Origin of the sequence: Nocardia sp. NBC_01009 (assembly GCF_045208035.1) — a bacterium.
GTDB lineage: Bacteria > Actinomycetota > Actinomycetes > Mycobacteriales > Mycobacteriaceae > Nocardia.
The window spans coordinates 7,895,633-7,908,981 of the sequence record NZ_CP108695.1; the positions used below are offsets into that span (position 1 = coordinate 7,895,633).

Genomic DNA, 13,349 nt, shown 5'->3' on the forward strand with positions numbered 1-13,349 from the left:
GGACATGATCGACGACGCGGCGGCCCGAGCAAGTCTCGCGCTCAGCCAGAAGATCAACCGGCTGTTCGCCACCGTGCACCCACGCTCGGCTCCCGAACGCAGTACATCGTCGGTGGCCGAGCACGTCAGCGGCCAACTGCGGCGCGAGGTGCGCGAGAGTGACATCGACAGATTGCGCCGCGGCGAATTCGACGAGGCGGCCGGCGCGGTCGATAGAACCGTGCTCGCCGCGATCGCCCAGTGCTTCGGCGTGAGCGCCGACTACCTCACCACGTCGGGGCAGGCCGCGGTTGCGATCGACCGGGAATTGGAGCTGCTCGCGACCATGCGCGACGCCAATGTCGCGAGCATCGCACTGCGCGGTTCCGACATCGATCCCGCCATGCTCACCGCCATCATCGAGAGCGCGGATCGACTCGGGCCTCCGACTCGGTAACATCGTCTCCTACCGGGGCGGGAACCGTAGTGCCGCTGTAGGTAGGAGATCGCATCGAATGGCCGGTTTGGACAGCCGATTTCGGGAACTTTCCCGGACCGTCCCGATACCCCACCCGTGGGATCTGCCGACCTACCTGAACGCAGTCGCCGCCCATCGCGGCCGGACGATCACCCTGCTTCCCGTCAACACCCCCATCCTCTCGGGCACCGGCTGCGGCACCGGCAGCGGCCTGTGGATCGCCAAGCACGACAGCGACGTCATCGCCTATGGCGCGGACACCACCGAATGGCATGCCGAGCACATCATCGTGCACGAACTCGGGCACATGCTGCTCGGACACGGCGCCGAACCGTCACGTCCCCCGACGCAGAACTACGCCGTGATCACCGATCTGCTCCCCTCGATCTCCCCGGAATCCATCGCACACGTCCTCGGTCGCAGCGATTACGAATCCACCCGCGAGCGCGACGCCGAAACCTTCGCCGACCTGGTCATGCTCCAGGCCATGCGCCCCCAACGCCGAGAATCCTTGCTACACAAGACATTCTTCCGCGACAGACGGTGAACGCCCGCGCGCATCGCAGTTCTCCGGGCATCCAACTCGGTGCGCTGAATACCCGGAGACGCGGAGCGTGGTTAGTACGCGAGCCGGATAAGGCCGTAGTCGAAGGCGTGCCGACGGTAGACGACCGACGGTCGGTCGGTCTCTTTGTCCTGGAAGAGGAAGAAGTCGTGGCCGACGAGTTCCATCTGGTAGAGGGCGTCATCGACGGTCATCGGAGTCGCGGCGTGGACCTTGGTGCGGACGATGTGACCGGGGCCGGCCTCGTAGTCCGTTGCCTCCGACGTTTCGGAAGCACGGCGGCCTTCGCCCTCGGGGTGGTCGTGCGCCATAGTGCCGTTGGTGTGAATGAACAGGGAATCGTCGATCAGGTCCGCGGTGGCCTGGGCAACCGACACCGGGGTCTTGTCGCCGTAGTGCACCCGGCGCCGATCCTTGGTCCGGCGCAACCGGCTCTCCAGCTTCGCAGTCACCGATTCGAATGCGGCATAGAAACTATCCGCGCAGGCCTCCGCCCGGACGATCGGACCCTTGCCGCGTGCGGTGATCTCGACTCGCTGGCAGCTCTTGCGCTGTCGACGATTTCGTTCATGGAAGAGCTCGACGTCGAAGAGGAAGATCGACGGATCGAAACGTTCGAGTCGGGAGAGTTTCTCCGCGACGTAGATTCGGAAGTGATCAGGTACCTCGACGTTGCGACCTTTCACCACGACGTCCGCGCTAGGGGTCCTAGGACGGTCCGCTGGGGGTTGCTCTGTCTGATCCTGGGTGCCGGAATCCAGCACCAGAGAATCGGCATCTTTCACTGAAGGTCGTGAAGAAGTCGTCACGCGTACCTCCCGGATATGGCCGCACAAACCGATGCACGTGCGGCGGGATGAGCCGTGCCGATTGACAATCTCTCGGCACATTGATGTCCGAGGCGCCACCTCCAAACTGCCGGTTCGGGTGTGTGACCGCGACGGTAGTACGACATCGGGCGGTACGCCAGTGTTCACGCAAATTTCCCGGAGTCAAGCAGCACACGTAACCACCACGGCACGTACCGGTACCCCGATTCCAGCTAACATCCGGACCGATTCGGAGGCGGTGGCTCCGGTCGTCAGCACGTCGTCGACCAGCACTACCTCAGCATTCTCCGGTATCACCGCCCCACCGCAGCGACTGCGCGCCACCACGATTCGGCCCCGGAGATTGCGCCGCCGCTCAGCGGCTGTCAAGCCCACCGAATCCCGCACACCCCACCACACCCGCAACATCGGTACCACCCGGCAATCGGGCAGCCACCTCGCCGCGGCATGGGTCGTATGCACCACGGGATCCCCGCCCCGACGGCGCGCGGCCACACTTCTGCTCGGCGCCGGAATCAACACCAGCGGCCGACCCTCGGCCCGCAATAGCGCTAACGCAGTTGACAGTGCCATGCCGAGCGGCTCCGCCAGATCGCGGCGCCCGTGCTCCTTGGCCGAGAGTACCGCCCGCCGCCCAGGACCCGCATATTTCGTGAGCGCCCAACACGGCACCCCGGGCTCGGTACGCGGCCGCACCCGCACCGGCCCGAGTGTCAGCACCGCCGCACAATCGGCGCACCAGCCGACCCCGGCCGCCCCACATCCGGCACAGGCCGACGGCAGCACGAGATCCAGCAGTGTCCGCATCACCCGAGTGTGCGCGCACCCACCGACAAGTTCGATCGACCGACCTCGCGACGTAAACCGGGCGCTGCCACTGAGATGGCAAGCCGATTTGGTCGCCGATTCCGTTCCAGCACAACCATTACGCCGCTACGCCGGGTGGGTCCGAAGCACATCGGGTCACCGATTGCCGGTAGCGCTCGAGCGCGGGCGATCGGACAACCACGACGATCAGCCGGGCAGGACCGGAATGGCATTCGCGCCGAGACCGGGCACCTCACGCCAGTAGGGCTCGCCACCGCCGGGGTTGCTGGTCAGCTCCAGTACCGCACGCAAATCCGCGACGTACTGGTGTTCCGGTGACGCGCTCACCAGCCGCACCGGCGGGGTCAGATTCTGGCTTGTCTGCGGGAGCGGTTGGGAACCGTCCACGGACACAGAACTCACCGGGTCGACATCGCCCGCGCGGGCGATGAGCAGGGTGTCGGCACCGAGCCAGTCCACCGAGACGGCGGCCGTGCTCAGTCCGACGGCCAGCGGAAGCGGTGAGGTCAGGGCGTACTTGCCGTTCGGCTGTGGGACGATGACCGCGACATAGACCTTGCCGTCGGCGATCAGCGCAGCACGCACCCCGGTTCGAGAGACGCGTAGTTCGGTTATCGGCAGCCGGAATGTCAGGCTGGGAATCGCCGAGGTCAGCGCCGAGATGTCGACATCCTGCACCGAGACGGTTCCGGTGGTCCGGTCGTTGACCGCGCGGATCACCCGTTCGCCGTCTATGACCACCCATGCGGCACTGCCGTCGGCATTCCAGGATGGCCTGGAGATGGTCGTGCCCTCGGCGACGGGGAACGCATTGCCGCCGTAGCTGCCGACCATCAGCGTGCGCGGCGGTTCGGGGGGCGGCCGTCCAGCATCGGCGACGGCGGCGACCAGTTGGCCATCCGGTGACAGACCCACCGACTGCAGGTTGTTCACAGCACCGAAGTAACCGGGCGGGGTGACCATTCCGTCCGCAGTGACCTGCACGAGGGATCCGTTGCGCAGGGCGTGCAATCCGATCCGATTCTTCGTGTGTGCCGCCACGCTGAGATGGTCGACGTCGGCGACCGACCAGCCGGCGGCGAATCGATCGTCCAGCGGTTTGCCGTCTGCAAACAGCATGTACGGGCCGAGGATGTCGGCGCCTGCCAGCGTGAGGACCACCTGCCCGGCAAGCAGTTCTCGGTCGCGTGGCGACAGGTTGGCGGCGCCTGCGAAGTCGAGGCGCACCCCGCCGAGCCCGACACCGACTTCACCGGGATCGCTGCCCGCCTTGGTGATCGGCCCGCGCAGCGCGACCGGCGGCGCCAGCTCGTTGCGCACCACGGTCGCCAGTGCGGGCTGGCTGCCCTCGGTGAGCAGGGTCGTCAGTCGTTGGGTCAATTGATTCTTGGCAACCGAGATCCACCGCAGATCGGGGACCACGGTGGTGCCGGAGGGGTCGATGAAATACAGCACGTAGCGCCGGTAGGACTTGGCGAACGCGGAGTGGTCCATGATCACGCCGTCCGGCAGCTGGTCGATGCGCCACTCACCGTCGACCTTCGACATTTCGATCTTGTTTTCCAGCGGCAAGTCGTTTGCCCGATAGGCGCCGTCCGGCGCCAGCTCACCGACCTTGTGCGTTCGGATCACATAGGTCGCCTTGTCTCCGACACGCGATTCACGCAGCGTGTCCGTCTTCTCGACGATCGTCGTGCTCGCCGTGTCGTCCCATTGCGCCGACGCCGACGGCGTCATGTACTGCCGAGCGGCCAGGTGCCGGTTGGTCGGATCCGCGGTGGCCTGCAGGAAATCACGCAGCAGCAGGTCGGGATCGCGTCCCGCGATGGGCGGCGGCGGACCGTCGTTGGTCGGCTCCCTGTTGATGGTGCCGAGCGCCTGTGGCGCCGAGGACTCCGGCAGACTCGCACAGCCGGTGAGCATCAGCAACGCAGCGATGGCGGCCGCACCGAGCGCGGACCGCCGGTGCGACATCGGATACCAGGCACGCATCCTCATGACTGTACGTCCCCCGGTTCGGCGGCTTCGGCGTCGGCGGCGGCACTCTGGTCGGTCTGCGGTCCAGTGCCGTTCGTCACCTCGGCACGCTCGACCGGTTCCGGCTCCGCCACCACCGCGGGCCGCTCGACCTCGCCATTGCTCGCGGGCGCGGCTTCGACCGCACGCAGCTGTGCGTTCTTGCGCAACACAGGCTCGAGCGGCAGCGGGCTGGCACCGAGCTTCTTGCCGCGCACCAGCGGCAGCGTGAGCCGGAAGCAGGCGCCGACTCCTACCTCACCCCACGCCTCCAGCTTGCCCTCGTGCAGGTTCGCGTCCTCGACGCTGATCGACAGCCCGAGTCCGGTGCCACCGGAACGACGCATCCGCGACGGATCCGAGCGCCAGAATCGGTTGAAGACGAGCTTCTCCTCGCCAGGTCGCAGGCCGATGCCCTGATCGCGGACGATCACCGCGACCGCGTTGGCATCGAGATCGCCGCGCATCCGGATCAGCACCGGCTTGCCCTCACTGTGGTCGATCGCGTTGGCGAGCAGATTGCGCAGCACCCGCTCGACCCGGCGCGGATCGACCTCGGCGACCAACGGATCCTCCGGCAAATCGATCACGACCTCGACGCCGGCCTCCTTGGCCAAATGCCGGACGGTCGAGATCGCGGCCCGCGCGCACATCCGCACGTCGAGGGATTCGACCTGGAGTTCGGCGACGCCCGCGTCGTGACGGCTGATCTCGAGCAGATCGTTCAACAGACCCTCGAAGCGGTCCAGCTCGGTGACGAGCAGTTCGGCGCTTCGGGCGAGTGCGGCGTCGAGATCGTCGCTGCTGCCGTGGATCAGATCTGCGGCCATGCGCACGGTGGTCAGCGGGGTCCGCAGCTCGTGGCTGACATCGGAGGTGAAGCGGCGTTGCAGATTGCCGAACTCCTCCAGCTGGGTGATCTGGTTGGACAGACTCTCGGCCATCTCGTTGAAGGCCTGGGCCAGTCGCGCCATGTCGTCTTCGCCGCGCACCAGCATGCGCTCCTTGAGCCTGCCGTCGGCGAAACGGCCCGCGATCCGCGCGGCCGAACGGATCGGCAGCACCACCTGACGTGTGACGAGCGCGGTGATAGCGGCGAGGAGAACCAGCAGCACAATGCCGCCGATCAGCATGGTGCCGCGCATCAGCGACAGACTGCGTTCTTCGTTGGCCAGCGGGAAGATCAGATAGATCTGCAGCGTCGGGATCTCGGCGCTCGGGCTGCCGATGATCAGCGCACGGCCACGGTAGCCATCGGGGTCGGAGACCGTGGCGAACTGATAGCTGACCTGGTTGCGCTCGACATAGCGGCGCAACTCCTCCGGCACCTCCTGGATCGGGCCGGTCGAGATCTGCTGCAGCGGCGTGCCGCCGACGATGCTCAGCGCCGAGTCGAAACTGCCTGCCGCACCGCTGGACTGGCCGGTGCCGCCGCGGTTGGACAGCGCGTTGCGCGCGTCGGCGAGGCGCTGCTGCTGGGTGCCGATGTCGTGCACGCCCGCGAGCTGGTTCTCCACCGTGTTACGGGCGCGATCCATCTCCTCGACCGCCGCGTTGATCTTGGCGTCGAGTAATCGATCGGTGATCTGACTGGTCAGCACCACGCCGAGGATCGTGATGACGATCAGCGACAAGGTGAGCGTGGAGACGATGACGCGCAGTTGCAGCGAACGACGCCACACATGGCCGAGCGCGGTGCCGACCTCCTTGAACCAGGCGATCACCGGTGCGAGCGATCGTTCGAGACGGTGGGCCACCCCTTCCCCATCGTTCGAACGATCGGCATCGCCTTCGATCACGGGGGTCCGGCCTTGTAACCGACGCCGCGGACGGTGAGCACGATCTCCGGGTTCTCCGGATCTTTCTCGACCTTCGCGCGCAGTCGCTGCACGTGCACGTTCACCAGGCGGGTGTCGGCGGCATGCCGGTAGCCCCAGACCTGCTCGAGCAGCACCTCTCGGGTGAACACCTGCCGGGGCTTGCGGGCGAGCGCGACAAGCAGATCGAACTCCAGCGGAGTCAGCGAGATCTGCGCACCGCCGCGCGTCACCTTGTGGGCGGGCACGTCGATGACGATGTCGGCGATCGACAGCAGCTCGGCGGGCTCCTCCTCGGTGCGGCGCAGGCGGGCACGCACCCTGGCAACGAGCTCCTTGGGCTTGAACGGCTTGACGATGTAATCGTCGGCACCGGACTCCAGACCGAGCACGACGTCGACCGTGTCGGTCTTCGCCGTGAGCATCACGATCGGAACTCCGGAGTCGGCCCGCAGCACGCGGCATACGTCGATGCCGTTCATGCCGGGCAGCATCAGGTCCAGCAACACAAGATCGGGGCGGATCTCCCGAACCGCCGCCAGCGCCTGCGTACCGTCGCCGACCACATGCGGGTCGAACCCTTCCCCGCGCAAGACGATCGTGAGCATCTCAGCGAGCGCCATATCGTCGTCGACGACCAGAATCTTGGGCTTCATAATTACTATGGTGTCATCTCTCCGGCTCGGATCGGGCCGCCACGCCAACACTCGTGGCATCCCGCGGCACATCCAACCTTATCGGCCTGCAATTTCGGCTAGTCGCGAGGCCAATGAGGCCGGATCGTCATCGGATCGGTATATCCACCACCGGCCGTGCCAGTCCCGTTCGGCCAGCTCGCGGTACACCTCGAGGGTGCGCTGCTGCAGTCCGCCGTCGCGTTCGTAGGCGTCGAGAGCGCGGCTGTCGTCGAGTTCGCCTCGGCTGCGGGCACGCTCGGCCGCCACTTCCGTCGAGACGTCCAGCAGCACTTGCAGCGTCGGCTCGGGCATGCCGAACCTGCCGAATTCCAATTCGGCTGTCCAGCGCGCGATCTCGCCGTCCATGGATTGGTGCAGCCGGGCCGCGTTGTAGGCCGCGTTGGAGGCCACGTAGCGGTCCAGGATCACGATGTCATTGTCCGCCAGGAGTTTCGACAACTCGTCACGGGCATCGGCCCGATCGAGCGCGAACAGCAACGCCATCGCATACACCGACGCCGCGAGATCACCGTGCCCGCCGTGCAGCGCCTCGGCGGCGAGGTCCGCATGCACCGAACGCCCGTAGCGTGGGAAGGCCAGCGTGGCCGTCCGCAGTCCACGCGCGGCGAGCATCGCGACGACGGCGTCGGTCAGCGTGCGTTTGCCCGCACCGTCGAGGCCTTCCACCGCAATCAACACGCCCATGGTCAGGAGGCTACATGCGCCGTGTTCGGCACCGAACGACAGTGTCCCGCCGACCGCAGGGGCCGGCGGGACACATGTTCTTCACCGCGCGTACTCGATGCCGACGAGGCGTCAGTACCGATAGTGCTCCGGCTTGTACGGGCCTTCGACGTCGACGCCGATGTACTCGGCCTGATCCTTGGTGAGTTTGGTCAGCGTGCCGCCGAGCGCCTCGACGTGGATCTTGGCGACCTTCTCGTCCAGGTGCTTGGGCAGCCGGTAGACCTCGTTGTCGTACTCGTCCGGCTTGGTCCACAGTTCGATCTGCGCGATCACCTGGTTGGAGAAGCTGTTGGACATGACGAACGAGGGGTGGCCGGTGGCGTTGCCCAGGTTCAGCAGGCGGCCCTCCGACAGCACGATGATCGCCTTGCCGGACTCCTTGAACGTCCACAGGTCGACCTGCGGCTTGATGTTCAAACGCGTTGCGCCGGAACGCTCCAGCGCCGCCATGTCGATCTCGTTGTCGAAGTGACCGATGTTGCCGAGAATGGCCTGGTCCTTCATCGCCTTCATGTGATCGAGGGTGATGATGTCCTTGTTGCCGGTCGAGGTGATGACGATGTCGGCGTTGCCGATCGCCTGCTCGACGGTGACGACGTCGTAGCCGTCCATCAGCGCCTGCAGCGCATTGATCGGATCGATCTCGGTGACCTGCACCCGAGCGCCCTGTCCGGCAAGCGATTCCGCGCAGCCCTTGCCGACATCGCCGTAGCCGCAGATCAAAACCTTCTTGCCGCCGATGAGCACATCGGTGCCGCGGTTGATGCCGTCGATCAGCGAGTGTCGGGTACCGTACTTGTTGTCGAACTTCGACTTGGTGACCGAGTCGTTGACGTTGATGGCCGGGAACACCAGCTCACCTGCGGCGGCAAACTGGTAGAGCCGCAGCACGCCGGTGGTGGTCTCCTCGGTGACACCCTGCACCGAGTCGGCGATTTTGCCCCACTTGGTCTTGTCGGTCTCGAAGCGCTCGCGCAGCAGGTTCAGGAAGACCGTGTACTCGGCCGAGTGGTCCTCGTCCGCGGGCGGCACCACGCCGGCCTTCTCGAACTGCGCACCGCGCAGCACGAGCATGGTGGCGTCGCCACCGTCGTCGAGGATCATGTTGGCGGGCTCACCCGGCCAGGTGAGCATCTGCTCGGCGGCCCACCAGTACTCCTCGAGGGTTTCGCCCTTCCAGGCGAAGACCGGCGTGCCCTTGGGCTCCTCGACGGTGCCGTTCGGACCGACGACGATGGCCGCGGCGGCATGGTCCTGGGTGGAGAAGATGTTGCAGGAGGCCCAGCGCACCTCGGCGCCGAGACTCACGAGGGTTTCGATCAGCACCGCGGTCTGGATCGTCATGTGCAGCGAACCGGAGATCCGCGCACCCTTCAGTGGCAGCACCTCCGCGTATTCGCGGCGCAGCGCCATCAGGCCGGGCATTTCGTGCTCGGCGAGGAGGATTTCCTTGCGGCCGAACTCGGCCAGCGACAGGTCGGCCACCTTGTAATCGATGCCGTTGCGGACATCGGCGGTCAGGGACGTGCGTGCGGGAAGTTCTGAGGTCGTCATCTGCCTCTATCAGCCTCTCCTGGTTCGTCAGTACCGAGGCAAGGCTAGTCGCTGAATCAGCCCCTGGACTATGCGGCTGCCTCGCCTTCGTTCCCCCCTGCGCGGGCGAAGGTCGGACTTCGTCCGGCAGCGTCCATTATGCGGTCACCCCGTAGGACGACAGAATACGGCGGCGCTTGCGTGGCTGAATGTTCGCCAGGGTGATGTCACCGTCGTAGTGGGCGAGCACCCGGTGATCCATCACAGCGCGCCACAGCGGCGGAATCGTCGCGAACACGATCATCGTGGCGTATCCGGCAGGCAATTGCGGCGCCTGCACCGAGCTACGCAAGGTCTGGTATCGACGGCCGGGATTGGCGTGATGGTCGCTGTGGCGTTGCAGGTGGAACAGGAAAATGTTGGTGACGAGCCGGTCGCTGTTCCAGCTGTCGCGCGGCGAGCATCGCGCGTAGAGCCCGTTGGGCCTGCGCCCGCGCAGCAGCCCGTAGTGCTCGACGTAGTTCACCGTCTCCAACAGGGCGATTCCGATCACGGCCTGCAGCAGCAGCCAGGGCAGCGCCCGCCAGCCGAACAGGCCGAGCAGCAGACCGAACAGCGCAAGGCTCATCGACCACGCCTGCAGGATGTGGTTGTGCACGCTCCACCAGCGGTGACCCTTGCGCGTCAAACGCTCGCGTTCCAGTGCGATCGCCGAACGGAACCCGCCGGAAACGGTGCGTGGCAAGAACTCCCAGAGCGACTCGCCCATTCTGGCGCTGGCCGGATCCTCCGGAGTCGCCACCCTGGCGTGATGTCCACGGTTGTGCTCGACGAAGAAATGGCCATAGCCCGACTGGGCCAGCGCGATCTTGGCGAGCCAGCGCTCCAAGTGCTCGACCCGATGCCCGAGTTCGTGCGCCGCGTTGATGCCGATGCCGCTGACGAATCCCAAAGTGGCCGCGAGCCCGAGCTTGTCGACGAAGCTCAGCTCGTCACCCGCCCACATGTAGCTGGCGATGCCGAGTCCGATCAGCTGGATCGGCAGGAATAGGTAAGTGCACCAACGGTAGTAGCGATCGTTGGACAGCAGCTCGTAGTCCTCGTCGCGCGGGTTGTTGCCGTCGTCGCCGATCACCCAGTCCAATACCGGAATGACGATCAGCACGATGATCGGGCCCACCCACCAGAACACGACGAGGCCGGTGTGCAAGACCAGTTGTGATGGCAACAGTGCGCTGGACGGAGCGATCAAGCCCAGAATCCACAGATGGCGTTTGGGGTCTGGCGACCCCGTCGGTTTGCCAACCGAATGCACGTTTGACCACCTAAGTAAGTACCCCAACTCGGACGCCTGACAATACATACAGACTTATCGAACCTTCCACACCGGGAAGGCCTCGAATGATGTCGGCAGTTACATGCCTAACAGTCGGTTTCCAAGCCAATTGTCAGGCGCTATCAGCCACCGCACCCTTCCGGCAAACCGCCGTCGGCTCCCGCAGCGGCGTTAACTCCGCTCGCGTGCCGCCAGAATTGCCTCGACGTACGGACTCAGCAAATCGCTCAGATCGGCGGGCGCATTCCGCCCCGGTGCAGGGGGTGTCGGGATGTAGCTCAGGGCGATGCGCACCAGCGCGTGTGCGAGAACTGTCGACTCCGCCGCCGTCGCGGCCACCCAGCTGTGCTGGAACGCGACAGCGAGCCGTTCGGTGGCATGCTCGAGCAACGGTCCGGCGTCGAGGGTGATGAGTCGCAACAGGTCCAGCTTCACCTCGCCTGCGAGCAGTGACTGCACCAGCGGATCGGCGGCGGCTTCGAGGAAGAAGCCGCCGAGCCCCTCACGGAAAGCGGACCTGACATCACCGACATTGCCGTCGATCGCCGAACGGACGTGATCGACCAGATCGTCGGCCAGGCGCAGCGCGTAGGACTGCGCGAGGCCCGACCGCGATCCGAATTCGTTGTACAGGGTCTGCCTGCTCACCCCGGCCCGTGCCGCCACATCGCCGAGGGTGATCTTCGACCAGTCCCGTTCGGTGAGCAGTTCCCGCATCGCGTCCAGAACCGATGTGCGCAGGAGTTCCCGCGCCGCCTCCTGATACGGAACCCTCGGTCCTGTGCGCGGCATACCCGCGACATTGTCACGGCGATATGCCGCAGTCAAAATCTCACGACCGCTCGATCTCGACCATGTAGAAGTCGGCCTTCGCCGCGCCACAGTCCGGACAGGTCCAGTCGTCGGGGATGTCGTCCCAGCGGGTGCCCGGCTCGATGCCGTCCTCGGGCCAGCCCTTGGCCTCGTCGTATTCGAAACCGCACTGGATGCATTGGAACAGCTTGTATTCGGTCATGAGGCAGCTCCCATCAATTCGAAGTCGATCTTTTCCCGCACCCCACAGTCCGGGCAGCACCAGTCGTCGGGCACCTTGTCCCACGCCGTGCCCGCCGGGAATCCCTCGTGCGGTGCACCTTTCGCCTCGTCGTAGACGTAATCGCAGACGGGGCAGCGAAACGCGCTCATAGCCCAGCCGCCTCGGCATCCGAACCCGCGGCCGTCGAGCCGACGCCGTAGCGGGCGATCACCTTGTCCCGCTTCGCCGGATGGATGTTCGCGCGGGTGACGTCGCCGCCGTAGTGTGCGAGCACCCGCTTGTCCATCACCCGACGCCACAGCGGCGGGAAGTAGGCGAGCAGGATCATGCTCGCGTAGCCACTCGGCAGGTTGGGCGCGCCGTCCCAGCTGCGCAGCGTCTGATAGCGCCGCGTCGGATAGGCGTGGTGATCGCTGTGCCGCTGCAGGTGGTACAGAAAGATATTGGTGACGATGTGGTCGCTGTTCCAGCTGTGCACCGGAGCGGGCCGCTCGTACCGTCCGGATGCGGTGCGCTGGCGCACCAGACCGTAGTGCTCCAGGTAATTGACCGCCTCGAGCAGGCTGAAGCCGACCACCGCCTGCAAGATCAGATATGGCAGCACGCCGATGCCGAACACCGCGATCAGCACCGCGTACAGCGCCACCGACATCAGCCAGGCGCTGAGTACTTCGTTCTGCAGGCTCCACGGCTTCTTGCCGAGCCGCTCGAGGCGCACCTTCTCCAACCGCCACGAGGAGCTGAAGCCGCCCGACACGGTGCGCGGCCAGAATGCCCAGAACGATTCGCCCAGACGAGAACTCGCCGGATCCTCCGGGGTGGCGACGCGCACATGGTGGCCGCGATTGTGCTCGATGTAGAAGTGCCCGTAGAACGACTGCGCCAGCGCGATCCGCGACAGCCATCGCTCCAGGTCGACCTTCTTGTGGCCGAGCTCGTGCGCGGTGTTGATGCCGATGCCGCCGATCATGCCGACGGTGATCGCAAGGCCGATCTTGTCGATGATGTGCAGACTGCCGTCGATGCCGAGCCAGCTGACGTTATCCGCGGTGATCAGGTAGCAGGCCATGATCAGCGTCGCGTACTGGAACGGCAGGTACAGGTAGGTGAGGTAGCGGTAGTACTTGTCGTTCTCCAGGTACTCCATCACCTCGTCGGGCGGGTTGTCGCCGTCCGGACCGAAGAAGATGTCGGCCAGCGGAATCAACACGTAGACCAGGACCGGACCGAGCCAGAACGGCACCTGGGCCAGCCGATGCCAGCCGATTTCATTGAACGCCCAGACCAAGGGCAAGCCGATGGTGAATAGACCCGTCGGCGCGAACAACCCCCACAACCACATGTACCGCTTGCGGTCACGCCACGCGGGCGCCTCGACCTGACGGCCCGAGGTATCGGCTTCTGTAGACATCGTTGTCTCTCCATTCGAGCGGCACATCACATGTGATGTGCAGTACTACTTAAATTGACATTAGAGATCAACATGTCTCCTGTCTAGACAAATCAG

The 13,349-nt window shown here is 65.4% G+C and carries 14 protein-coding genes; 2 read left to right on the forward strand and 12 right to left on the reverse strand.

The window, feature by feature from the left end; translation table 11 throughout:
* Positions 1–4 precede the first annotated feature (4 nt).
* Entirely contained in the window at positions 5–436 is a 432-nt protein-coding gene (locus tag OHA42_RS35700) for a hypothetical protein (RefSeq protein ID WP_406232545.1), read from the forward strand.
* A 58-nt stretch (positions 437–494) separates the two neighbouring features.
* Positions 495–1,004, forward strand: coding sequence for a hypothetical protein (locus tag OHA42_RS35705; RefSeq protein WP_406232547.1), 510 nt, complete (start codon positions 495–497; stop codon positions 1,002–1,004).
* 71 nt (positions 1,005–1,075) lie between these two features.
* Here OHA42_RS35705 and hpf read toward each other — a convergent pair whose 3' ends face one another.
* The 12 genes from hpf to OHA42_RS35765 form a co-directional block, all read right to left on the reverse strand.
* Positions 1,076–1,783, reverse strand: a complete 708-nt coding sequence (gene hpf, locus OHA42_RS35710; protein ID WP_406239830.1) for a ribosome hibernation-promoting factor, HPF/YfiA family — start codon at positions 1,781–1,783, stop codon at positions 1,076–1,078.
* Between the two features lie 231 nt (positions 1,784–2,014).
* A complete protein-coding gene (locus tag OHA42_RS35715) occupies positions 2,015–2,659 on the reverse strand; it encodes a ComF family protein (protein ID WP_406232549.1) in 645 nt (214 codons plus the stop codon).
* 207 nt (positions 2,660–2,866) lie between these two features.
* Positions 2,867–4,672 (reverse strand): MtrAB system accessory lipoprotein LpqB, encoded by a 1,806-nt coding sequence (gene lpqB, locus OHA42_RS35720; protein WP_406232551.1) that lies wholly within the window; start codon positions 4,670–4,672, stop codon positions 2,867–2,869.
* A gap of 2 nt (positions 4,673–4,674) precedes the next feature.
* Positions 4,675–6,417: an MtrAB system histidine kinase MtrB gene (gene mtrB / locus OHA42_RS35725; RefSeq protein WP_406239832.1), complete on the reverse strand. Its 1,743-nt coding sequence runs from the start codon at positions 6,415–6,417 to the stop codon at positions 4,675–4,677.
* A 74-nt stretch (positions 6,418–6,491) separates the two neighbouring features.
* A complete protein-coding gene (mtrA, locus tag OHA42_RS35730) occupies positions 6,492–7,169 on the reverse strand; it encodes an MtrAB system response regulator MtrA (RefSeq protein ID WP_062984230.1) in 678 nt (225 codons plus the stop codon).
* 78 nt (positions 7,170–7,247) lie between these two features.
* Positions 7,248–7,895, reverse strand: coding sequence for a dTMP kinase (locus OHA42_RS35735; protein ID WP_406232553.1), 648 nt, complete (start codon positions 7,893–7,895; stop codon positions 7,248–7,250).
* Positions 7,896–8,006: 111 nt separating this feature from the next.
* The gene (gene ahcY, locus OHA42_RS35740) at positions 8,007–9,491 is read right to left on the reverse strand and encodes an adenosylhomocysteinase (protein WP_328405367.1); all 1,485 of its coding nucleotides are present in this window, start codon (positions 9,489–9,491) and stop codon (positions 8,007–8,009) included.
* Between the two features lie 136 nt (positions 9,492–9,627).
* Entirely contained in the window at positions 9,628–10,731 is a 1,104-nt protein-coding gene (locus OHA42_RS35745) for an alkane 1-monooxygenase (RefSeq protein ID WP_406239834.1), read from the reverse strand.
* A 246-nt stretch (positions 10,732–10,977) separates the two neighbouring features.
* The gene (locus tag OHA42_RS35750) at positions 10,978–11,598 is read right to left on the reverse strand and encodes a TetR family transcriptional regulator (RefSeq protein ID WP_328405369.1); all 621 of its coding nucleotides are present in this window, start codon (positions 11,596–11,598) and stop codon (positions 10,978–10,980) included.
* Positions 11,599–11,638: 40 nt separating this feature from the next.
* On the reverse strand, positions 11,639–11,821 hold the full coding sequence (locus tag OHA42_RS35755) for a rubredoxin (RefSeq protein WP_063047281.1): 183 nt from the start codon (positions 11,819–11,821) through the stop codon (positions 11,639–11,641).
* Entirely contained in the window at positions 11,818–11,991 is a 174-nt protein-coding gene (locus OHA42_RS35760) for a rubredoxin (RefSeq protein WP_328405374.1), read from the reverse strand. Before OHA42_RS35760 ends, OHA42_RS35755 begins: the two co-directional genes overlap by 4 nt.
* Positions 11,988–13,253: an alkane 1-monooxygenase gene (locus tag OHA42_RS35765; RefSeq protein WP_406232557.1), complete on the reverse strand. Its 1,266-nt coding sequence runs from the start codon at positions 13,251–13,253 to the stop codon at positions 11,988–11,990. Before OHA42_RS35765 ends, OHA42_RS35760 begins: the two co-directional genes overlap by 4 nt.
* Between the last annotated feature and the right edge of the window lie 96 nt (positions 13,254–13,349).

What these genes read in the sequence shown, in the direction of transcription:
- OHA42_RS35700 (WP_406232545.1), top strand. Translation starts at nt 5, where the DNA reads ATGATCGACGACGCGGCGGCCCGAGCAAGTCTCGCGCTCAGCCAGAAG.
- OHA42_RS35705 (WP_406232547.1), top strand. Translation starts at nt 495, where the DNA reads ATGGCCGGTTTGGACAGCCGATTTCGGGAACTTTCCCGGACCGTCCCG.
- OHA42_RS35715 (WP_406232549.1), bottom strand. Translation starts at nt 2,659, where the DNA reads ATGCGGACACTGCTGGATCTCGTGCTGCCGTCGGCCTGTGCCGGATGT.
- lpqB (WP_406232551.1), bottom strand. Translation starts at nt 4,672, where the DNA reads ATGCGTGCCTGGTATCCGATGTCGCACCGGCGGTCCGCGCTCGGTGCG.
- mtrA (WP_062984230.1), bottom strand. Translation starts at nt 7,169, where the DNA reads ATGAAGCCCAAGATTCTGGTCGTCGACGACGATATGGCGCTCGCTGAG.
- OHA42_RS35735 (WP_406232553.1), bottom strand. Translation starts at nt 7,895, where the DNA reads ATGGGCGTGTTGATTGCGGTGGAAGGCCTCGACGGTGCGGGCAAACGC.
- ahcY (WP_328405367.1), bottom strand. Translation starts at nt 9,491, where the DNA reads ATGACGACCTCAGAACTTCCCGCACGCACGTCCCTGACCGCCGATGTC.
- OHA42_RS35750 (WP_328405369.1), bottom strand. Translation starts at nt 11,598, where the DNA reads ATGCCGCGCACAGGACCGAGGGTTCCGTATCAGGAGGCGGCGCGGGAA.
- OHA42_RS35755 (WP_063047281.1), bottom strand. Translation starts at nt 11,821, where the DNA reads ATGACCGAATACAAGCTGTTCCAATGCATCCAGTGCGGTTTCGAATAC.
- OHA42_RS35760 (WP_328405374.1), bottom strand. Translation starts at nt 11,991, where the DNA reads ATGAGCGCGTTTCGCTGCCCCGTCTGCGATTACGTCTACGACGAGGCG.
- OHA42_RS35765 (WP_406232557.1), bottom strand. Translation starts at nt 13,253, where the DNA reads ATGTCTACAGAAGCCGATACCTCGGGCCGTCAGGTCGAGGCGCCCGCG.